General features: G+C 72.2%; 20 protein-coding genes. 12 read left to right on the plus strand and 8 right to left on the minus strand.

Translation table 11 applies throughout. From position 1 onward, the window contains the following. Positions 1-92: 92 nt before the first annotated feature. Genes QRN89_RS17900 through paaA form a run of 5 tightly spaced genes read right to left on the minus strand, consistent with a single transcriptional unit; the run spans position 93 to position 3,653 of the window. Positions 93-1,145 carry a 2Fe-2S iron-sulfur cluster-binding protein gene (locus tag QRN89_RS17900; RefSeq protein WP_290350429.1) on the minus strand — a complete coding sequence of 351 codons (1,053 nt, stop codon included), beginning with the start codon at positions 1,143-1,145 and terminating at the stop codon, positions 93-95. Beyond that, a complete protein-coding gene (gene paaD, locus QRN89_RS17905; RefSeq protein ID WP_290350430.1) occupies positions 1,146-1,646 on the minus strand; it encodes a 1,2-phenylacetyl-CoA epoxidase subunit PaaD in 501 nt (166 codons plus the stop codon). It lies immediately after the preceding gene. Beyond that, positions 1,640-2,341: a 1,2-phenylacetyl-CoA epoxidase subunit PaaC gene (gene paaC, locus QRN89_RS17910; protein WP_290350431.1), complete on the minus strand. Its 702-nt coding sequence runs from the start codon at positions 2,339-2,341 to the stop codon at positions 1,640-1,642. The genes paaD and paaC overlap by 7 nt, the downstream gene beginning before the upstream one ends. After that, positions 2,338-2,628 carry a 1,2-phenylacetyl-CoA epoxidase subunit PaaB gene (gene paaB / locus QRN89_RS17915; protein WP_290350432.1) on the minus strand — a complete coding sequence of 97 codons (291 nt, stop codon included), beginning with the start codon at positions 2,626-2,628 and terminating at the stop codon, positions 2,338-2,340. The genes paaC and paaB overlap by 4 nt, the downstream gene beginning before the upstream one ends. Continuing rightward, positions 2,625-3,653, minus strand: coding sequence for a 1,2-phenylacetyl-CoA epoxidase subunit PaaA (gene paaA / locus QRN89_RS17920; protein WP_290350433.1), 1,029 nt, complete (start codon positions 3,651-3,653; stop codon positions 2,625-2,627). The genes paaB and paaA overlap by 4 nt, the downstream gene beginning before the upstream one ends. A gap of 112 nt (positions 3,654-3,765) precedes the next feature. Here paaA and QRN89_RS17925 point away from each other — a divergent pair, with 112 nt between their 5' ends. From QRN89_RS17925 to QRN89_RS17935, 3 genes are read left to right on the plus strand one after another with little or no spacing between them, the layout of a single operon-like run. Continuing rightward, positions 3,766-4,674, plus strand: coding sequence for a DUF5819 family protein (locus tag QRN89_RS17925; protein ID WP_290350434.1), 909 nt, complete (start codon positions 3,766-3,768; stop codon positions 4,672-4,674). Further along, the gene (locus QRN89_RS17930) at positions 4,671-5,864 is read left to right on the plus strand and encodes an HTTM domain-containing protein (RefSeq protein ID WP_290350435.1); all 1,194 of its coding nucleotides are present in this window, start codon (positions 4,671-4,673) and stop codon (positions 5,862-5,864) included. Before QRN89_RS17925 ends, QRN89_RS17930 begins: the two co-directional genes overlap by 4 nt. Then, positions 5,861-6,520 (plus strand): TrmH family RNA methyltransferase, encoded by a 660-nt coding sequence (locus tag QRN89_RS17935; protein ID WP_290350436.1) that lies wholly within the window; start codon positions 5,861-5,863, stop codon positions 6,518-6,520. The genes QRN89_RS17930 and QRN89_RS17935 overlap by 4 nt, the downstream gene beginning before the upstream one ends. Before the next feature lie 80 nt (positions 6,521-6,600). Here the strand turns inward: QRN89_RS17935 and paaN are convergent, their stop codons facing one another. Continuing rightward, positions 6,601-8,262 (minus strand): phenylacetic acid degradation protein PaaN, encoded by a 1,662-nt coding sequence (gene paaN, locus QRN89_RS17940; protein WP_290350437.1) that lies wholly within the window; start codon positions 8,260-8,262, stop codon positions 6,601-6,603. 124 nt (positions 8,263-8,386) lie between these two features. Here paaN and QRN89_RS17945 point away from each other — a divergent pair, with 124 nt between their 5' ends. After that, entirely contained in the window at positions 8,387-9,943 is a 1,557-nt protein-coding gene (locus tag QRN89_RS17945; protein ID WP_290350438.1) for a 3-hydroxyacyl-CoA dehydrogenase, read from the plus strand. After that, positions 9,940-10,533 carry a TetR/AcrR family transcriptional regulator gene (locus QRN89_RS17950; RefSeq protein WP_290350439.1) on the plus strand — a complete coding sequence of 198 codons (594 nt, stop codon included), beginning with the start codon at positions 9,940-9,942 and terminating at the stop codon, positions 10,531-10,533. Before QRN89_RS17945 ends, QRN89_RS17950 begins: the two co-directional genes overlap by 4 nt. A gap of 191 nt (positions 10,534-10,724) precedes the next feature. Here QRN89_RS17950 and QRN89_RS17955 read toward each other — a convergent pair whose 3' ends face one another. Next, positions 10,725-11,240 carry an Lrp/AsnC family transcriptional regulator gene (locus QRN89_RS17955; protein WP_290353752.1) on the minus strand — a complete coding sequence of 172 codons (516 nt, stop codon included), beginning with the start codon at positions 11,238-11,240 and terminating at the stop codon, positions 10,725-10,727. Between the two features lie 214 nt (positions 11,241-11,454). Between QRN89_RS17955 and pdhA the strand changes: the two genes are divergently transcribed. The 7 genes from pdhA (at position 11,455) to QRN89_RS17990 (ending at position 19,690) form a co-directional block, all read left to right on the plus strand. Next, positions 11,455-12,615 carry a pyruvate dehydrogenase (acetyl-transferring) E1 component subunit alpha gene (gene pdhA / locus QRN89_RS17960; RefSeq protein WP_290353753.1) on the plus strand — a complete coding sequence of 387 codons (1,161 nt, stop codon included), beginning with the start codon at positions 11,455-11,457 and terminating at the stop codon, positions 12,613-12,615. Then, a complete protein-coding gene (locus tag QRN89_RS17965) occupies positions 12,612-13,625 on the plus strand; it encodes an alpha-ketoacid dehydrogenase subunit beta (protein WP_290350440.1) in 1,014 nt (337 codons plus the stop codon). The genes pdhA and QRN89_RS17965 overlap by 4 nt, the downstream gene beginning before the upstream one ends. Beyond that, entirely contained in the window at positions 13,625-15,157 is a 1,533-nt protein-coding gene (locus QRN89_RS17970; protein ID WP_290350441.1) for a dihydrolipoamide acetyltransferase family protein, read from the plus strand. The genes QRN89_RS17965 and QRN89_RS17970 overlap by 1 nt, the downstream gene beginning before the upstream one ends. 76 nt (positions 15,158-15,233) lie before the next feature. Next, complete coding sequence (locus QRN89_RS17975; protein WP_290350442.1) at positions 15,234-16,169, plus strand: NTP transferase domain-containing protein; 936 nt, start codon at positions 15,234-15,236, stop codon at positions 16,167-16,169. Beyond that, complete coding sequence (locus tag QRN89_RS17980) at positions 16,166-17,590, plus strand: molybdopterin molybdotransferase MoeA (protein WP_290350443.1); 1,425 nt, start codon at positions 16,166-16,168, stop codon at positions 17,588-17,590. Before QRN89_RS17975 ends, QRN89_RS17980 begins: the two co-directional genes overlap by 4 nt. A gap of 20 nt (positions 17,591-17,610) precedes the next feature. Then, entirely contained in the window at positions 17,611-18,687 is a 1,077-nt protein-coding gene (locus QRN89_RS17985) for a potassium channel family protein (protein WP_290353754.1), read from the plus strand. Between the two features lie 10 nt (positions 18,688-18,697). Further along, on the plus strand, positions 18,698-19,690 hold the full coding sequence (locus QRN89_RS17990; RefSeq protein WP_290350444.1) for an NAD(P)H-quinone oxidoreductase: 993 nt from the start codon (positions 18,698-18,700) through the stop codon (positions 19,688-19,690). 179 nt (positions 19,691-19,869) lie between these two features. Here QRN89_RS17990 and QRN89_RS17995 read toward each other — a convergent pair whose 3' ends face one another. After that, positions 19,870-20,409 carry a bacterial proteasome activator family protein gene (locus QRN89_RS17995; protein ID WP_290350445.1) on the minus strand — a complete coding sequence of 180 codons (540 nt, stop codon included), beginning with the start codon at positions 20,407-20,409 and terminating at the stop codon, positions 19,870-19,872. Positions 20,410-20,492: the final 83 nt, after the last annotated feature.

A 20,492-nucleotide genomic window follows, 5' to 3' on the forward strand; every position in this document is an offset into this window, starting at 1 on the left:
GACGGTCTCGTCGTCCGCCGGCCGGCGTTACCCACCGGCTATCTGACGGACCGTCAAGATAGGGCAGGTCTCCGAGGAAGGGAATGGTGCCGTCAGCGGTCGAAGTCCAGCTCCACGTCCGAGGTCATCGGATGCGACTGGCAGGCCAGCACATAGCCGGCTTCCGTCTCCTCCTGCTCCAGCGCGAAGTTCCGGTCCATGCGGACCTCGCCCGAGACCACGAACGCCCGGCATGTCCCGCACACCCCGCCCTTGCAGGCGTACGGGGCGTCGGAGCGGGCGCGCAGCACCGTCTCCAGCAGCGACTCGCCCTCCTCCACGGGCCAGGAACCCGAGCGGCCGTCCAGAGTCGCCGTCAGCCTGCTGTGCGCGGGCGCCGCGACCGGGGCCGGGGCGGACACGTCGTCGACGTGGAAGATCTCCTCGTGGATACGGCTTCGCTGGACGCCGAGTCCGCGCAGTGCCCGCTCGGCGCCCTGCACCAGCCCGTACGGCCCGCACAGGAACCAGCCGTCCACCTCCGGGACATCGAGCAGCGCCGGCAGCAGAGCCGCCAGCCGGTCCTGGTCGAGCCGGCCGGAGGGCAGCCCCGTCTGCTGCTCCTCCCGGGAAAGCACCGTCACCAGCTGAAAGCGGTCCGGATAGCGGTCCTTGAGGTCGGCCACCTCGTCCAGGAACATCGTCGAGGCGGCCGTACGGTCGCTGCGGATCAGACAGAACCTCGCCGCCGGCTGACGCGCCAGCAGTGTCGCCGCGATCGACAGCACCGGGGTGATGCCGCTGCCGCCGACGATCGCCGCGAAGTGCCCGGCACGCGGCTCCAGGACGAAGCGGCCCATCGGCTGCATGACCTCGAGGGTGTCCCCGGCCGAGAGCTCCTTGAGGGCGTAGGTGGAGAACTCGCCGCCGTCTACGAGCCTGATGCCCACACGCAGCACGGACTCCTCCCCCGCCGCGGCGGCTGGGGAGCAGATCGAGTAGGTGCGGCGGATCTCCTCGCCGTTCGCCCCCGTGCGGCGCACGGCGATGTGCTGGCCCGGTGTGTGGCGGAAGGCCTCACGGAGCTCGGCGGGCACCGTGAGGGTGACGGCCACGGAATCGTCCGTGAGCCGCTCGACCTCGCTGACCCGGAGCGGATGGAACATCTACAACTCCTTGAAGTGGTCGAACGGTTCGCGGCAGCTGACACAGCGGCGCAGCGCCTTGCACGCGGTGGAGGAGAAGCGGCTCAGCAGCTCCGTGTCCGTGGAACCGCAGTGCGGGCAGCGCACCGTCAGCGTGAGCGGCACCGGCCCGTCCACCGCAGTCGGCCGCGGCGGCGCTATGCCGAACTCCGCCAGCTTGCGCCTGCCGTCCGCGCTGATGTCGTCCGTCGACCAGGCGGGGGAGAGGACCCTGACGACCGACACCTCGGCCACGCCGTGGTCGTGCAGCACCTGCTCGATGTCGGCGGTCATCGCCTCGATGGCCGGGCAGCCGGTGTAGGTGGGGGTCAGCTCGACCTCGACCCGGCCCGGGCCGAGGATGTGCACCCCGCGGAGGACGCCGAGCTCCTCCAGGGTCAGCACCGGCAGCTCGGGGTCGGGCACGGAGCCGGCCAGCCGGCGCAGCTCCGCCTCCAGAGCGGTGTCGGTCCCGGTCACCATGACGCCCCCGGGTGGCTCCGGTGCAGATGCTGCATCTCGGCCAGCATCCGCCCGAACGGCTCCGTGTGCAGTCCCTGGCGGCCGGCACCGGCGGACCAGGCACCCGTGTCGGCGGTGTCCGGCACGCTCAGGGTGGCCCGCTTGAGCACGGTCGTGACCGACTCCAGCCAGGCGGACCGCAGCGCCTCCCGGTCCACGTCCAGACCCTCCACGGGCTGGAACATCTCGCCCGTGAACCGCCACAGGGCGTCGCAGCCGCGCTGCATCCGCTCATGGCTCTCGGCGGTGCCGTCGCCCAGGCGCAGCGTCCACTGCTCCGCGTGGTCCTGGTGGTACGCGACCTCCTTGACGGCCTTGGCGGCGAGCCCCGCGAACTCGCTGTCCCCCGCCGCCAGTTGCCCGTACAGCAGCCGCTGGTAGGTGGAGAAGTAGAGCTGGCGGGCGATGGTGTGGGCGAAGTCGCCGTTCGGCTGCTCCACCAGCTGGAGGTTCCGGAAGGCGCGCTCCTCGCGCAGATACGCCAGTTCGTCCTCGTCACCGACGAGGGAGAGCAGCGTCCGGGCCTGCCCGAGCAGGTCCAGCGCGATGTTGGCGAGGGCGACCTCCTCCTCGAGGACCGGGGCGTGCCCGGCCCACTCCCCCAGCCGGTGCGAGAGCACCAGCGCGTCGTCGCCCAGGGCGAGTGCGGCGGTCACAGGTGCTTCACCCCGTCCGGGATCTCGTAGAAGGTCGGGTGGCGGTAGGGCTTGTCCGCCGAGGGCTCGAAGAAGGGGTCCTTCTCGTCGGGCGAGGAGGCGGTGACCGCCGTGGAGGGGACCACCCAGATCGACACGCCTTCGTTGCGCCGGGTGTAGAGGTCACGGGCGTTGCGCAGGGCCATCTCGGCGTCGGGTGCGTGCAGGCTGCCGGCGTGGGTGTGGGACAGCCCGCGGCGCGAGCGCACGAAGACCTCCCACAGCGGCCAGTCCTTCGAGCTGCTCATGCCGTCGCCTCCACCTGTGCTTCGCCGGACTCCGTGCCCGGCCCGTCCGACGCTGATCCGTGCGACGCCCCGGAGCGGCCGGAGGCGTTCTTCTCGGCGTACGCCGCGGCTGCCTCGCGCACCCAGGCGCCTTCCTCGTGGGCCCTGCGGCGCTGGGTGATCCGCTGTTCGTTGCACGGTCCGTTGCCCTTGAGGACCTGCCGGAACTCGTCCCAGTCGATGGCGCCGAAGTCGTGGTGACCGCGCTCCTCGTTCCAGCGCAGGTCCGGGTCCGGCAGGGTCAGGCCCAGGGCCTCCGCCTGCGGGACGCAGATGTCGACGAACCGCTGACGCAGCTCGTCGTTCGAATGCCGCTTGATCTTCCAGGCCATGGACTGCGCGGAGTGGGCCGACGCGTCGTCCGGGGGGCCGAACATCATCAGTGACGGCCACCACCAGCGGTCCACCGCGTCCTGGGCCATCTCGTGCTGCGCCTGCGTGCCCTGGGAGAGGGCGAGCAGCAGCTCGTATCCCTGGCGCTGGTGGAAGGACTCCTCCTTGCAGACCCTGACCATCGCGCGGGCGTACGGACCGTAGGAGCAGCGGCACAGCGGGACCTGGTTGGTGATGGCTGCGCCGTCGACCAGCCAGCCGATCGCGCCGACGTCGGCCCAGGTGAGCGTCGGGTAGTTGAAGATCGACGAGTACTTCTGGCGGCCCGAGTGGAGCTTGTCGAGCAGCTCGTCCCGGCTCGCTCCGAGCGTCTCCGTCGCGCTGTACAGATACAGGCCGTGGCCGGCCTCGTCCTGGACCTTGGCCATGAGGATGGCCTTGCGGCGCAGGGAGGGCGCGCGCGTGATCCAGTTCGCCTCTGGCTGCATGCCGATGATCTCGGAGTGCGCGTGCTGTGCCATCTGGCGGATCAGCGTCGCGCGGTAGTCGTCGGGCATCCAGTCGCGCGGCTCGATGCGCTCGTCGGCGGCCACTGCAGCGTCGAACCGCGCCTGGTGCGTCGAAGCCGCAGTCCCTGCTGTCACTGCCGTCATCGGACCCCCTACCGACCGATCGTTCGGTTGAATGACTTCAATGGTGAGTCGGCGGCCCGTAAGGTGTCAACCCTGTGGATAACCGCGGTGGACCAATGGGGAACGGGGCGGGATGGACTCGTACGACGGCGACGGCGCCGCGCGCGCCGAGGCGGCTCCCTCCGCCGTGCCGGGCGGGATACGCGATTCGGGCAGCTCAGGCGGCCCCGGCGGTCCGGACGGGCACGAGCCGACGGCGGGGGCGGAGGCGACCGGTGAGCCCGATGGGGCCGGCCGCGCGGGCCGTCCGGACGACCCGGACGACCCGGTCGGCCTGGGCGGAACGGGCGAGGCGCCGCTCCGGCAGGGCCCGGCCGGCGGGATCGCCGCACTCTCCCTCCCGTACCAGGTCGTGGCCGCCGTCGCCCTCGGACTCGTCGCCGTCTTCGCGGCCGTTCACCTCGCCGTGGTGTTCCTCCACGTCGCTCCGTCGAACACGCTGACCAAGCAGCACGGCAAGCGGGTCGACGGGTGGGTGTACCCCGAGTTCGAGCAGAACTGGAAGCTCTTCGCGCCCAACCCGCTCCAGCAGAACATCGCGGTCCAGGTGCGTGCCGAGATCGCCGGGCGCGACGGCGGCCGCCGGACGAGCGACTGGGTCGACCTCTCGGCCGGGGACGGTGAGGCGATCCGGGGCAACCTCCTCCCCAGCCACGTGCACCAGAACGAACTCCGACGGGCCTGGGACTTCTACTCCAACTCGCACACCGACGACAACAAGCCCAACGGCCTGCGCGGCCAGCTCTCCGAGCGCTACGTCCGCCGCATCGTCATGACGCGCCTGGAGCAGCACGACCTGGGCGGACGCGTCGAGCGCATCCAGCTCCGCTCCGCCACCCGCTCCGTCAAGGCGCCGCTGTGGAGCCGCGAGAAGATCGACACCCGCCCGTACTACCGGGTGCTCCCCTGGTGGACGGTGACCTCCGCCGATCTGCCCCTCGACGTGCGCAACGGCGCGGGCGACGAGGAGGCGGGCCGGTGACCCAGCCACTCGACCGCGGGCTCGCCGGTGCCGTCCAGCGGGTGACCTCTACGGCGCTCGGCCCCTACCAGAGCGCGATCGTCCGCATCGGCTTCTCCCTGACCTGGCTGCTCTTCCTGCTGCGCGAGTTCCCGCACCGGCGGGAGCTCTACGGGCCGGACGGCCCCTGGAGCTGGGACATGGCCCAGCAGCTGATCGCCCAGAACAACGCCCTCACCGCGCTCATGTGGTCCGACAGCGCCCTCTGGTTCGAGATCGTGTACGCGGTCGCGATGCTCTCCGCACTGCTGCTGCTGCTCGGCTGGCGCACCCGCGCCATGTCGGTGGTCTTCATGGTCGGTGTGCTGTCGCTGCAGAACCGCTCCGTCTTCATGGGAGACGGCGGCGACAACGTGATCCACCTGATGGCGATCTATCTGGTGTTCACCCGCTGCGGCCAGGTCTGGTCCCTGGACGCACGGCGTGCACGGAGCAGGACGGAGGCGGACCGGCCGCAGGACCGGTGGGGACCGGTGCTCTGGACGGTGCTGGGGCTGCTGCTCCTCGTCGGGACGCTCACGCACCGGACCGGCGGCGATGACTGGCTGGCCGTGCTGCTCTGGGGGGCGTGGGTGGGCCAGGGCGTGTGGTGGGCCGTGAACCGCCGCGCGCCGGACAGCCAGACCCGCACCCTGCTCGACGTCCTCGCCAACCTGGCCCACAACGCCGCCCTCGTCGTGATCATGGCGGAGGTGTGCCTGATCTACGCGACGGCGGGCTGGTACAAGATCCAGGGCTCCCGCTGGCAGGACGGCAGCGCGCTGTACTACCCGCTCAAGCTCGACTACTTCACGCCCTGGCCCGCGCTCTCCGACATCCTCGCCAACAGCGGGCTGATGGTGATGGTGCTGACCTACGGCACCGTGCTCGTGCAGGTCGCGTTCCCCTTCACGCTGTTCAACCGGAAGGTCAAGAACGTCCTGCTGGTGGCGATGATGCTGGAGCACGCCGGCATCGCCGTCCTGCTCGGCCTGCCCTTCTTCTCCCTCGCGATGATCGCCGCCGACGCGGTCTTCCTGCCCACCTCCTTCCTGCGCCGGCTCGGCGGCTGGGTGGCCGGTGCCCGGGACCGGGTCCTGCGGCGGGCGGTACGGATCCCCGAGCAGCGCACTACGCCCGAGGAGCAGGCCACCCGTACCCTCGTCGGGTGAGCACCGAGACCCAGGAACCCGTTCAGTACGACGACGGCTACGGCCCGGAGGTGGGCGTCGGGCCCCATCCGGCCCCGTGGCCGGACGGGGCGCCGTACGATCCCGAGCTGCTCGCGCACGGGGACCGGCGCAACGTGGTCGACCGGTACCGGTACTGGACGCGCGAGGCGATCGTCGCCGACCTGGACACGCGGCGGCACGACTTCCACGTGGCCGTGGAGAACTGGGGCCACGACTTCAACATCGGCTCCGTGGTCAGGACGGCCAACGCCTTCCTGGCCAAGGAGATCCACATCGTGGGGCGGCGGCGCTGGAACCGGCGCGGGGCGATGGTCACCGACCGCTACCAGCATGTGCGCCACCACCCGGACACCGAGTCGCTGACCGCCTGGGCGGCCGCCGAGGAGCTCCCGATCATCGGGATCGACAATCTTCCGGGCGCGGTCCCCCTGGAGCGGACCGTGCTCCCGAGGCGCTGTGTGCTCCTGTTCGGCCAGGAAGGTCCCGGGCTCACCGAGGAGGCGCGGAAGCACGCCGCCATGGTGTGCTCGATCGCCCAGTTCGGCTCCACCCGCTCGATCAACGCCGGTGCGGCCGCCGCGATCGCCATGCACTCCTGGATCCAGCGGTACGCGGACGTCCCGCCGGCGTCCTGACCCGCCATGAGAGCGGGACCGGCCGCCCGGCCCGGCCCGCTCGAGCGGGACGCGGGCCGGACCGGACGGGGGGCAGGAGGTCAGGCCTGGCGGCGGATCTCCACCATGCGGAAGCGGTTCGACACGAAGGCGCCGTCGCACAGGGCCGCATTGGCCGCGGGGTTGCCGCCGGAGCCGTGGAAGTCCGAGAAGGCCGCGGTCTGGTTCACGTAGACACCGCCCGTGAGGTTCAGGGAGAGCTGCGCCGACTCCTCCAGGCAGACCTCCTCGACCGCACGCTCGGTCTCCGCCGAGGTCGTGTACGCGCCGACCGTCATCGCGCCCTTGTCGCGCACCGTGCGGCGCAGCAGCTCCAGCGCGTCGCTCGTCGAGTCGACCGCGACGGCGAAGGACACCGGCCCGAAGCACTCGGACATGAACGACGCCTCGTCGTCCGGCTTCGCACCGTCCAGCTTCACGATCACGGGCGTGCGCACGACGGCTTCGGGGAAGTCCGGATTGGCGACCTCCCGGGAGGGCAGTGCCACCTCGCCCAGACCCGCCGCGGCCTCGAGGCGCGCCTTCACATCCGGGTTGACCAGGGCGCCCAGCAGGGCGTTCGCCCGGGCGTCGTCGCCGAGCAGACCGCTCACGGACGCCGCGAGGTCGGCCACCACCTCGTCGTACGACTTGGGGCCGGCGTCCGTGGTGATGCCGTCGCGCGGGATGAGCAGGTTCTGCGGGGTGGTGCACATCTGGCCGCTGTACAGGGACAGCGAGAACGCCAGGTTCGAGAGCATGCCCTTGTAGTCGTCGGTGGAGTCGATCACCACCGTGTTGACGCCGGCCTTCTCCGTGTAGACCTGGGCCTGGCGGGCGTTCTCCTCCAGCCAGTCGCCGAACTCGGTCGACCCGGTGTAGTCGATGATCCTGATCTCCGGGCGGAGGGCGAGCGTCTTGGCGATGCCCTCGCCCGGGCGCTCCGCGGCCAGGGCCACCAGGTTCGGGTCGAAGCCCGCCTCCGCCAGCACCTCACGGGCGACCCGGACCGTCATGGCGAGGGGGAGCACCGCGCGCGGGTGGGGCTTCACCAGCACCGGGTTTCCGGTGGCCAGCGAGGCGAACAGGCCTGGGTAGCCGTTCCACGTCGGGAAGGTGTTGCAGCCGATGAGCAGCGCGATGCCGCGCGGGGCGGCCGTGAAGACCTTCCGGAGCTCCAGCGGATCCCGCTTGCCCTGGGGCTTGGACCAGTCGGCGGTCTGCGGGGTGCGCGTCTGCTCCTCGTAGGCGTACGCCACCGCCTCCAGACCGCGGTCCTGGGCGTGCGGGCCGCCGGCCTGGAGCGCCATCATGAACGCCTGGCCGCTCGTGTGCATCACGGCGTGCGCGAACTCGTGGGTGCGGGCGCTGATGCGCGACAGGATCTCCACACAGACCAGGGCACGCGTCTCGGGGCCCGCGTCGCGCCAGGCCGCCATGCCCGCGCGCATGGCGGGCAGCAGGACGTCGAGGTCCGGGTGCGGATACTCGATCCCCAGCTCCGGGCCGTACGGCGAGACCTCGCCGCCGGTCCAGCCGTCGGTGCCGGGCTGGTCGAGCTCGAAACGGGAGCCGAGCAGGGCCTTGTACGCCGCGAGGCCGTCGGCCGCGCCGGTCTCGCCGTAGGCCTTCGGGTGCTCCGGGTGGGGCGACCAGTACGCCCGGGAGCGGATCGCCTCGAGAGCCCGGTCGAGCGTCGGCCGGTGGGTCTCGGTCAGCTGCATGAAAGACCAACTCCTCGGTGAGCTGGGCAGGGGAACGCGGACAGAGTTAGAGTAACCGAACGATCGGTCGGGACAAGGGGGGTCCGCAGATCCTGTGGATGACTCGTAGGGGAGGATCACTGTCATGACCGTCACCGACGCCGACGCCGCCGGCGGCCAGAGCGGCACCGGCGCCATCGCGCCCGGTCGCACCGTCGCCGTCGTGGGCGCCGGCACCATGGGGCAGGGCATCGCGCAGGTCGCGCTGCTCGCCGGCCATCGCGTGCGCCTCTACGACGTCGCCCCCGACCAGGCGGAGACCGGTGCGGGCGCGATCCTGACCCGCCTGGAGCGGCTGGTCGAGAAGGGGCGGCTGGAGGAGGAGGCCCGCGGCGCGGCCGCCCTCCGGCTGACGCGCACGACGGAGATCTCCGAGCTCGCGGACAGCGCCCTGGTCGTCGAGGCGGTCGTCGAGGACCTCGACGTCAAGCAGCGGCTCTTCCGCGCCCTGGAGGAGGTCGTCGCCGACGACTGCGTCCTCGCCACCAACACCTCCTCCCTGTCCGTGACCGCCATCGCGGGCGCGCTGCGACGGCCCGGCCGCTTCGTCGGGCTGCACTTCTTCAACCCGGCGCCGCTGCTCCCGCTGGTCGAGGTCGTCAGCGGATTCGCCACCGACGAGGACGCGGCCACCCGCGCCTACGAGACGGCCAAGGCCTGGGGCAAGACCCCGGTCCGCTGTGCCGACACCCCCGGCTTCATCGTCAACCGCATCGCCCGGCCCTTCTACGCCGAGGCGTTCGCGGTCCACGAGGAGCGCGGCGCGGACCCCGCCACCATCGACGCGGTCCTGCGCGAGTGCGGCGGTTTCAGGATGGGCCCGTTCGAGCTCACCGACCTGATCGGCCAGGACGTCAACGAGGCGGTCACCCGCTCCGTGTGGGAGTCGTTCTTCCGGAGCCCCAAGTTCGCGCCCTCGCTCGCCCAGCGCCGTCTCGTGGAGTCGGGCCGGCTGGGCCGCAAGTCGGGCCACGGGTGGTACGCGTACGAGAACGGCGCGGAGCGACCCGAGCCGCACACCGCGCCGGCGACCGAGCCGCCGCCCCACATCACCGTGGAGGGCGACCTGGGGCCGGCCGGGGAGCTGATCGCGCTCTGCCGCGAGGCCGGGATCACGGTGTACGAGGAGGACGAGGACCATGGGACCCGTGTCCTGCTCCCGAGCGGCGGGCAGCTCGCGCTCGCGGACGGCCAGACGTCGGCCGAGTTCCGCGACGTCGTCTACTTCGACCTGGCCCTCGACTACCGCGCGGCGACCAGGGTCGCCCTGTCCGCGTCCGAGGTCACCGGCTGGGAGACGCTGCGGCAGTCGATCGGCCTCTTCCAGGCCCTCGGCAAGAAGGTCAGCGTCATCGGCGACGTGCCGGGCATGATCGTCGCGCGGACGGTCGCGATGCTCGTGGACGCCGCTGCGGACGCCGTCGCCAAGGGGGTCGCCTCCCCGGAGGACATCGACACCGCCATGCGGCTCGGGGTCAACTACCCGGTCGGCCCGGTGGAATGGGGTCACCGGCTGGGCCGCGCCTGGGCGCACGAACTCCTCGACGAGCTCCACGCGCGCGTGCCGACCGGCCGCTACGCGCCGTCCCTGGGTCTCTACCGCCAGACGTACGTCCGGACGAAGGGCGAGCAGACCTCATGACGACCGCGAAGCGCGACACCTACACCCCGGAGACGCTGCTCACCGTCGCCGTACAGGTCTTCAACGACCGCGGCTACGACGGCACCTCCATGGAGCACCTCTCCAAGGCCGCGGGCATCTCCAAGTCGTCGATATACCACCACGTGGCCGGCAAGGAGGAGCTCCTGAGGCGGGCCGTCAGCCGGGCTCTCGACGGGCTCTTCGGGATCCTCGAGGAGCCGGGCGCGACCCGCGGACGGGCGCTGGAACGGGTCGAGTACGTGACCCGCCGCACCGTCGAGGTGCTGATGGCGGAGCTGCCCTACGTCACGCTGCTGCTGCGGGTCCGGGGCAACACCAGGACCGAGCGCTGGGCCCTGGAACGGCGCCGCGAGTTCGACCACCGGGTCGCCGATCTGCTCAAGGCGGCCGCGGCGGACGGCGATCTGCGGGCGGACATGGACACGCGGCTGGCGACGCGGCTGCTGTTCGGGATGGTCAACTCCCTGGTGGAGTGGTACAGGCCGCAGGCCGGTACCGGCTACGACCGGCAGCAGGTCGCCGACGCGGTGGTCCGGCTGGCCTTCGACGGGCTGCGCACGGCCTCCTGAGCCCACGGGCGCGCCGCCCGCTCGGGGTCGGCGCGCGCACGGCGCCGGACCTTGCGAGATGCGGTGTGCCGGCGGCCCGGGGGCCACGTCGGCCGGCCCGGGAGCCCGCTGTGCACCCGTGCCCGGGGCGCGGCGCGGGCGCGGCACGTCAGGGCCGGGCCGGACCGTGGGGGCCTTCGGGAGACCCGACCTCAGCGGGCCGGGTCGGGATCGAGGTCCGTCTCCTCGAAGACCAGCAGCGTGCGTGTGGAGAGCACCTCGGGGATCGCCTGGAGCCTGGTCAGCACGAGTTCCCGCAGGGTGCGGTTGTCCGGTGTGTGGACCAGCAGCAGCACGTCGAAGTCGCCGCTGACCAGCGCTATGTGGGCCGCCCCCGGCAGCGCCTGGAGCTGCTCGCGCACCGTGCGCCACGAGTTCTGGACGATCTTGAGGGTGATGTAGGCCGACGCTCCGTGGCCTGCCCGCTCGTGGTTCACCCGCGCGCTGAAGCCCCGGATCACCCCGTCGTCGATCAGCCGGTTGATGCGGGCGTAGGCGTTGGCGCGCGACACGTGGACCCGTTCGGCCACGGACCGTATCGAGGCGCGGCCGTCCGTCTGGAGGATGCGGAGGATGGCGCGGTCGATCGCGTCCAGGGTGCGCGCCGGCGCTCCCTGGTCCGCGCCGGGCACCGCTTCGTACACCGTGCGGTCCTCGCCGTCGGCCATTTGTTCAGCTGTCACGTCCCCCCACCTTTCTGCCGTGGACGACCTGCTCCTATCCCAGGCTGTGGAGAACCGTTTGTCCACAGGCTGAAGGTGCCTGTAGCCAAAATGCGCCCACGACCGAACAATCGGTAGGTGAGGCGCCTCACACTCCGCGCCCTTCATGGGTCCTTATGCCCGCTCCCACGAGGAGGTGCTCGCGTTGAAAAAGAGCAGCATGACGGTCCAGGAGCGGCCGGGTGCGGCCTACCGGCCCACCCCGCCGCCCGCCTGGAAGCCGCGCACCGACCCCGCGCCGCTGCTTCCCGACCCGGAGCCGTACCGGGTCCTCGGCACCGACGCCGCGGCCGGTGCCGACCCCGAGCTGCTTCTGCGGCTGTACGCGGAGCTGGTCCGCGGCCGCAGGTACAACGCGCAGGCGACCGCCCTCACCAAGCAGGGCAGGCTCGCCGTCTATCCGTCGAGCACGGGTCAGGAGGCCTGCGAGGTCGCCGCCGCCCTCGCCCTGGAGGAGCGCGACTGGCTGTTCCCCAGCTACCGGGACACCCTCGCCGCCGTCGCCCGCGGGCTGGACCCCGCGCAGGCGCTGACGCTGCTGCGCGGTGACTGGCACACCGGCTACGACCCGTACGAGCACCGCATCGCGCCGCTGTCCACCCCGCTCGCCACCCAGCTCCCCCACGCCGTGGGGCTGGCCCACGCCGCGCGCCTCAAGGGCGACGACGTCGTGGCGCTCGCCATGGTCGGGGACGGGGGCACCAGCGAGGGCGACTTCCACGAGGCGCTCAACTTCGCCGCCGTCTGGCAGGCCCCGGTCGTCTTCCTCGTGCAGAACAACGGCTTCGCGATCTCGGTGCCGCTGGCCAAGCAGACCGCGGCACCGTCCCTCGCGCACAAGGCGGTGGGGTACGGGATGCCCGGCCGGCTCGTCGACGGGAACGACGTCGCCGCGGTGCACGAGGTGCTGGGCGAAGCCGTCGCACGGGCCCGCCGGGGCGGCGGCCCGACCCTGATCGAGGCGATCACCTACCGCATCGACGCGCACACCAACGCCGACGACGCCACCCGGTACCGGGGCGACAGCGAGGTCGAGGCCTGGCGCGCGCACGACCCGATCCGGCTGCTGGAGACGGAGTTGACGGGCCGAGGACTGCTCGACGAGGACGGGGTACGGGCGGCCGCCGAGGCCGCCGAGACGATGGCCGCACAGCTGAGGGAGCGGATGAACGCCGATCCCGTGCTGAACCCGATGGACCTGTTCGAGCACGTCTACGCCGAGCAGACCAGCCAGCTGCGGGAGCAGGCCGCCCAGCTGCGGGCCGAGCTGGACGCCGAGAGCGGAGAGGACGCCCACGGCGCGGAGGGTGACGCACGATGAGCACGGCAACCGCACGGCAGGCCAAGCCCGCCACGATGGCTCAGGCCCTCCAGCGCGCGATGCGCGACGCCATGGCCGAGGACCCGACCGTCCACGTCATGGGTGAGGACGTCGGCACCCTCGGCGGGGTCTTCCGGGTCACGGACGGCCTCGCCAAGGAGTTCGGCGAGGACCGGTGCACGGACACCCCGCTGGCGGAGGCGGGCATCCTCGGTACGGCCGTCGGCATGGCGATGTACGGGCTCCGGCCCGTCGTCGAGATGCAGTTCGACGCCTTCGCCTACCCCGCGTTCGAGCAGCTGATCAGCCATGTCTCCCGGATGCGCAACCGCACGCGCGGGGCGATGCCCATGCCGATCACGGTGCGGGTGCCCTACGGCGGCGGAATCGGCGGCGTCGAGCACCACAGCGACTCCTCCGAGGCGTACTACATGGCGACCCCGGGTCTCCACGTCGTCACGCCGGCGACGGTCGAGGACGCGTACGGACTCCTGAGGGAGGCCATCGCCTCCGACGACCCCGTGGTCTTCCTGGAGCCGAAGCGGCTTTACTGGTCCAAGGCCGACTGGTCGCCGGATGCCCCGGCGGCCGTGGAACCCATCGGCCGTGCGGTGGTGCGCCGTCCGGGGCGCAGCGCCACACTCATCACCTACGGACCCTCCGTGCCGGTCTGCATGGAGGCGGCCGAGGCCGCCGAGGCCGAGGGCTGGGACCTGGAGGTCGTGGATCTGCGTTCGCTCGTGCCCTTCGACGACGAGACGGTGTGCGCATCGGTGCGCCGCACGGGCCGGGCCGTCGTCGTCCACGAGTCGACGGGCTTCGGAGGTCCGGGCGGCGAGATCGCGGCACGGGTGACCGAGCGCTGTTTCCACCACCTCGAGGCCCCCGTGCTGAGGGTGGCCGGTTTCGACATTCCCTATCCGCCGCCGATGCTGGAGCGTCACCATCTGCCGGGTGTGGACCGGGTGCTGGACGCCGTGGCACGGCTGCAGTGGGAGGCGGAGAGCTGATGGCCCAGGTGCTCGAATTCAGGTTGCCGGACCTCGGTGAGGGCCTGACCGAGGCGGAGATCGTCCGCTGGCTGGTGGACGTGGGCGACGTCGTCGCCATCGACCAGCCGGTCGTCGAGGTCGAGACGGCCAAGGCGATGGTCGAGGTGCCCTGCCCGTACGGGGGTGTGGTCACGCAGCGCTTCGGTGACGAGGGGGCGGAGCTTCCGGTCGGCGCTCCCCTGCTCACCGTCGCGGTCGGCGCGACCGAGCCCGCGCCCGGTGGCTCCGCCGAGCGCGCCGGCGCCGCGGCGAGCAGGTCGGAGGAGTCCTCCGGCAACGTCCTCGTCGGCTACGGTACGGGCGCACCGGCGGCACGCCGCCGGAGGATCCGCCCGTCGTCGCTGTCGGGCGCCGCGGGCGGCGCACGGGCCGCGAGCGGTCCGGGGCCGGTCGGGCCCGCGGAGGGACCGGTGTCCGGAGGGGCTCCCGGGGCGTCCGCCGCGGGACACGAACCGGTGTGGGACAGCGCCGTGGAGAGCCCGGCGCCCGACGCGCCGCGTGGCACGCCCGCCCAGGGCGACGCCGTCCTGGCAACCGTCCCGTCCGCCCACGAGGGACCCGTCGCGGTCATCTCGCCGCTGGTGCGGCGGCTGGCCCGGGACAACGGGGTCGATCTGCGGGCGCTGCGGGGATCCGGACCGGACGGGCTGATCCTGCGCGTGGACGTGGAGCACGCGGTACGGGCCCGCGCCGGCGCGGCCGAGCAGCACGTCGCGACGCAGCCGCATGCGCAGGCCCCCCTGCGCACCACGGTTCCCGCCGAACGCGCACCGGCGCCGGCCGCCACGCGCCCGGTGGCCGGGGGCGAGCGGATCCCGCTGCGCGGGGTGCGCGGCGCCGTCGCGGACAAGCTGTCCCGCAGCCGCCGCGAGATCCCCGACGCGACCTGCTGGGTCGACGCCGACGCCACCGAACTCATGGCCGCCCGCACGGCCATGAACGCGGCGGGTGGGCCGAAGATCTCGCTGCTCGCCCTGCTGGCCCGTGTCTGCACGGCCGCACTCGCCCGCTATCCCGAGCTCAACTCCACGGTCGACCTCGACGCGAGGGAGATCGTGCGGCTGCCCGAGGTCCATCTCGGCTTCGCGGCACAGACCGAGCGGGGGCTGGTCGTCCCCGTGGTCCGTGACGCGCAGGACCGCACGGCGGAGTCGCTCACCGAGGAGTTCGCGCGTCTCACCGACAAGGCCCGCCAGGGAGCTCTCACCCCGGCGGACCTCACCGGCGGCACCTTCACGCTGAACAACTACGGGGTGTTCGGGGTCGACGGCTCCACGCCGATCATCAACCACCCGGAGGCGGCCATGCTGGGCGTGGGCCGCATCGTGCCCAAGCCCTGGGTGCACGAGGGACAGCTCGCCGTCCGCCAGGTCGTGCAGCTCTCCCTCACGTTCGACCACCGGGTCTGCGACGGCGGCACGGCCGGCGGCTTCCTCCGGTACGTGGCGGACTGCGTGGAGCAGCCCGCGGTGCTGCTGCGCACCCTGTGACCGCGCACTAGCACGGAAAACCCGCATCCGCGGGCCGACGGGTTCCGCATCGGCGGTCACGGCCCATACTTCTGGGGTGACTGCCGATGCGGAAGCGGACTACGACGCCATCGTGCTCGCCGGAGGTGCCGCCAGGCGGCTCGGCGGGGCGGACAAGCCCGGTGTGAGCGTCGGCGGCCGGACGCTGCTCGACCGGGTGCTGACCGCGTCCCGGGGCGCCGGCCGCACGATCGTGGTCGGCGGGCGCCGGCCCACCGCGCGGCCGGTGACCTGGACGCTGGAGGCCCCGCCGGGCGGCGGCCCGCTCGCCGCACTCCACGCGGGGCTCCGCCGGTCCGGCGCGCCCACCGTCGTGGTGCTCTCCGCGGATCTCCCCTTCCTCGACGAAGGGACCGTGCGGCGGCTGCTCGACGCCCTGGAGGACGGAGGGCGGGAGGGCGCGCTCCTCGTCGACGCCGACGGACGGGACCAACCGCTCGTCGCTGCCTACCGGGCGGAACCACTCCATCGCGAACTGGCCCTGCTCGCCACCGAGCACGGCGGCCTCACCGGGCTGCCGGTGCGCCTGCTGACGGGCGAACTCGACCTCGACCGGGTGTCCGCCCGACCGCTCGCCGCGTACGACTGCGACACCTGGGAGGACATCGTCACGGCCCGGGCCAGGATCAGGGAGCATGGGAACGTGCTGGATGAATGGATCACCGCAGTCAAGGACGAACTCGGCATCGACCTCGAGGTGGACACGGGTCTGCTGCTCGACCTCGCCCGGGACGCCGCCCATGGTGTCGCCCGGCCGGCAGCGCCCCTGACCACCTTCCTCGTCGGCTATGCGGCGGCCAGGGCGGGCGGGGACGGCGCCCAGGCCGTCGCCGAGGCCGCCCACAAGGCCGCGGCACTGGCCGAGCGGTGGGCCGCCGAGGCGGACGAGGCGGCGACCGGCAGGGCCGGTGCGGACGGACTCGAGGACGACCGGAACGGCTCCGGCCCCGACGACGAGGCCGGCAGCCGATGACCGCACAGGACCATGACCTCGGCGCTGCCGGGGCCCCCGGGGAGCCCGCGACGGGTCCCGTGCCGCACGGCAGGTCCGGTGACCGTGCCTCCGCGCCCGCGGGGGACGGCGACGACGGCGTGGAGGACGCGCTCGCGCTCGTGGGAAGACGGTCGGCCCCCTCGCCGCAGGGTCAGGGGACGCCCGCACCGGGTCAGGACGGACCGCTTCCGCGACGGCATCGCGGGATGCCCTGGAACGAGGCCCGCGCCGTCGCCTCGCGCGCCGGACGGGCCGGTGCGCTGCGCACCGGCCGTGATCCCCTCTCCGCCTCCCTCGGCCGGGTGCTCGCCACTCCGCTCACCGCCTTCATCGATCTGCCCTCGTTCGACACCTCCGCCATGGACGGCTGGGCGGTCGCGGGCCCCGGACCGTGGACGGTGGTGTCCGGTGAGCACGGCATCCTCGCCGGGCACGGCGAGGCCGAGACCCTCGTCGACGGCACGGCCGTACACATCGCGACCGGCGCCCGTGTCCCGCCCGGCGCCACCGCGGTGATCCGCAGTGAGCACGCCCGGACCGACGACAGCGGCCATCTGCACGCCCAGCGGCAGGTGATGCACGGTCAGGACATCAGGCCCCGCGGCCAGGAATGCCGCTCCGGCGACCAACTGCTGCCCGCCGGAACGCTGGTGACCCCTGCCGTGCTGGGTCTGGCCGCGGCTGCCGGCTACGACGAACTGCACACGGTGGTCCGCCCGAAGGTGCAGGTGCTCGTCCTGGGCGATGAGCTGCTCACCGAAGGGCTGCCCCACGACGGGATGATCCGTGATGCGCTCGGGCCGATGATCGGTCCCTGGCTGCGGGCCCTCGGGGCCGAAGTCACCGGCACCCGCAGGGTCGGCGACGACGCCGACGCACTGCAGCGGGCCGTCACCGAATCCGAAGCCGACCTTGTGATCACCACGGGCGGTACGGCCGCAGGGCCGGTCGACCATGTCCACCCGATGCTCCGCAAGGTGGGTGCCGAGATGCTGGTCGACGGTGTCGCCGTACGGCCCGGGCATCCGATGCTCCTGGCCGGGCTCGCTCCCGGCCGGCACCTCGTGGGACTGCCCGGCAATCCGCTCGCCGCCGTCTCCGGGCTGCTCACCCTCGCGGAGCCACTGCTGCGCCAGCGGGCCGGACAGGCAACCCCGGCCCCGTACCGCGCGTCCCTGAGGGACGAGGTCCATGGTCATCCGCAGGACACCCGGCTGGTTCCGGTGGTGCACCGCGGCGACACGGTCGTACCGCTGCACTACCGCGGCCCGGCCATGCTGCGCGGTATCGCCGCCGCGCACGGGCTCGCCGTCGTGCCTCCCGGGGGAGGGCGGCCCGGAGACGAGCTGGAGGTCCTCGATCTGCCCTGGCCACCGACTTCCGAAGGGTGTTTCACGTGAAACTTCCCGGCCATGACGCCATGGCCCGGCAGGCGGACGAACAGCTGGCCGTCTCCAGGGTGCATCTGCCCAGGCAGACCGTCGAGAGACCGCTGGTGCAGGTCACCAAACGGCTGTTGCTGGCCCTGTTCGTCCTCGTCCTGACGGTCTTCATCGTCTGGCTGGACCGCGCCGGCTACTACGACAACGCGGACGAGAAGGTCGACTTCCTCGACGCCGTCTACTACTCCACCGTGACCCTCTCCACCACGGGTTACGGCGACATCGTTCCGCACAGCGACAGCGCGCGCCTGGTCAACGTGCTGCTGGTGACGCCGCTGCGCGTGCTGTTCCTGATCATCCTGGTCGGTACCACCCTTGAGGTCCTCACGGAGCGGACCCGGGACGAGTGGCGGCTGAAGCGTTGGAGGTCCACCTTGCGTGACCACACTGTCGTCATCGGCTTCGGCACGAAGGGGCGTTCCGCGCTGCTGACCCTGTGTGCGACGGGCCTGCAGAAGGCGCAGGTCGTCATCATCGACCCGAGCTCGAAGGTGATCGAGGCCGCGAACGCGGACGGCTTCACCGGCGTCCTCGGTGACGCGACCCGGAGCGATGTGCTGCTCCGGGCCGAGGTGCAGCGGGCCCGGCAGATCATCATCGCCACCCAGCGCGACGACACGGCGGTCCTGGTCGCGCTCACCGCGCGGCAGCTCAACCGGGGCGCGAAGATCGTCGCCGCGGTCCGCGAGGAGGAGAACGCGCCTCTGCTGCGCCAGTCCGGCGCCGATGCGGTGATCACCAGTGCCAGCGCGGCGGGCCGCCTCCTCGGGCTGTCCGTGCTCAGCCCGCACGCGGGCACGGTGATGGAGGACCTGATCCAGCAGGGCAGCGGCCTCGATATCGTCGAGCGCCCGGTGATAAAGAGCGAGGTCGGAAAGAACGTCCGGGAGACGGAAGACCTGGTGGTGAGTGTGCTCCGCGGGCACCGGCTGCTCGGTTACGACGACCCCGAGGCCAGCCCGCTGCAGCTGACGGACCGGGTCATCACCATCGTGCGGGCGACGAACCCGCGGCCCGGAGCGGTGCGGGGTAGCGGTAACGCCAAGCCGGAGTAGCCTCGCGGCCATGCATGCGATCACGATTCCCGAACCAGGTGGTCCCGAGGCGCTGGTCTGGGCGGAGGCGCCGGACCCCGAACCCGGCCAGGGGGAGGTCCTCGTCGAGATTGCCGCGAGCGCGGTCAATCGCGCGGACGTCCTCCAACGGCAGGGGTTCTACGATCCGCCGCCCGGTGCGTCCCCGTACCCGGGGCTGGAATGCTCGGGGCGGATCGTGGCCGCCGGCCCCGGGGTCTCCGGATGGAGCGTGGGCGACGAGGTGTGCGCTCTGCTCTCCGGCGGTGGGTACGCGGAGAAGGTGGTGGTGCCGGCGGGCCAGCTGCTGCCGGTCCCCAAGGGCGTCGACCTCGTCACGGCAGCGGCACTGCCCGAGGTCACCTGCACCGTCTGGTCCAATGTGTTCATGGTCGCCCATCTGCGGCCCGGCGAGACGCTGCTGGCACACGGCGGCGCCAGCGGGATCGGCACGATGGCGATCCAGTTGGCGAAGGCAGTGGGCGCACGTGTGGCCGTCACCGCCGGCGGGCCGGAGAAGCTGGCGCGCTGCGCCGAGCTGGGCGCCGACATCCTGATCGACTACCGCGAGCAGGACTTCGTCGAGGAGCTGCGGAAGGCGACCGACGGGGCCGGGGCCGATGTCATTCTCGACATCATCGGCGCGAAGTACCTGGACAGGAACGTGCGTGCCCTGGCCGTCAACGGACGTCTGGCCGTGATCGGGCTCCAGGGCGGGGTGAAGGGCGAGCTCAACCTGGGGGCGCTGCTCGGCAAGCGTGCCGCGGTGACCGCCACCTCGCTGCGCGCGCGGCCGCCGGAGGAGAAGGCGGCGATCGTCGCGGCGGTGCGGGAGCACGTCTGGCCGCTCATCGAGGCGGGAGCGGTGAAGCCCGTGGTGGACCGCGCCCTGCCGATGCCGGAGGCGGCCGAGGCGCACCGGATCCTGGAGTCCGGCGCTCATGTGGGCAAGGTGTTGCTGGTGGCGCCGGCGGGGCAGCGCTGAGTCACGCCCTCCGCCGATGGAGCCGAGCGCCCAGCGGCCCGGCACATGCCGACGGCGACGGTCGGCGAGGACGACGGGCCCGAAGGGCGAGCCCCCGAACGACGGGCCCCCGGATGACGACGGCCCCGCCCCCTTACGGGGACGGGGCCGCTGTGCGTGGGGTGCCACTCAGAGGTTCATCAGAGGTAGGGACCCGAGCGGGCAGCCCCGCCGTGGAGTGCCTCGTCGTCGGTGGGGGCCCCAGGGGGGAGGGCGCGGCGCATCTGCTCCAGCTGGGCGCGGGCCGCCATCTGCTGGGCGAACAACGCGGTCTGGATGCCGTGGAAGAGCCCCTCGAGCCAGCCGACCAGCTGGGCCTGGGCGATGCGCAGCTCGGCCTCCGACGGCACGGCCTCGTCGGTGAACGGAAGCGACAGCCGCTCCAGCTCTTCGACCAGTTCCGGAGCCAGTCCCTCTTCGAGCTCCTTCACCGAGCTCGCGTGGATCTCCTTCAGCCGGACGCGGCTCGCCTCGTCCAGGGGTGCCACCCGCACTTCCTCCAGCAACTGCTTGATCATGCTGCCGATCCGCATGACCTTCGCAGGCTGTTCGACCATCTCCGTCACCGGGACCTCGCGTGCCTCGCCGTCACCTTCACTGCCGCCGAGCGCCATCCCGTTCTGTCCCACGATGAGGACCGGGGGGTTCTCCTGCGACCGTTCATTCCTCGGCATCTCCATGCCGTCCATTCTCTCGCACATGTGGCTCACCCCACGGTGTGCCCCCGCACCGAGGTGATCCACCCTGGTGCGGGGGCACGATT

It is taken from the genome of Streptomyces sp. HUAS CB01 (assembly GCF_030406905.1).
In the GTDB taxonomy this organism is placed as follows: Bacteria; Actinomycetota; Actinomycetes; order Streptomycetales; family Streptomycetaceae; genus Streptomyces; species Streptomyces chengbuensis.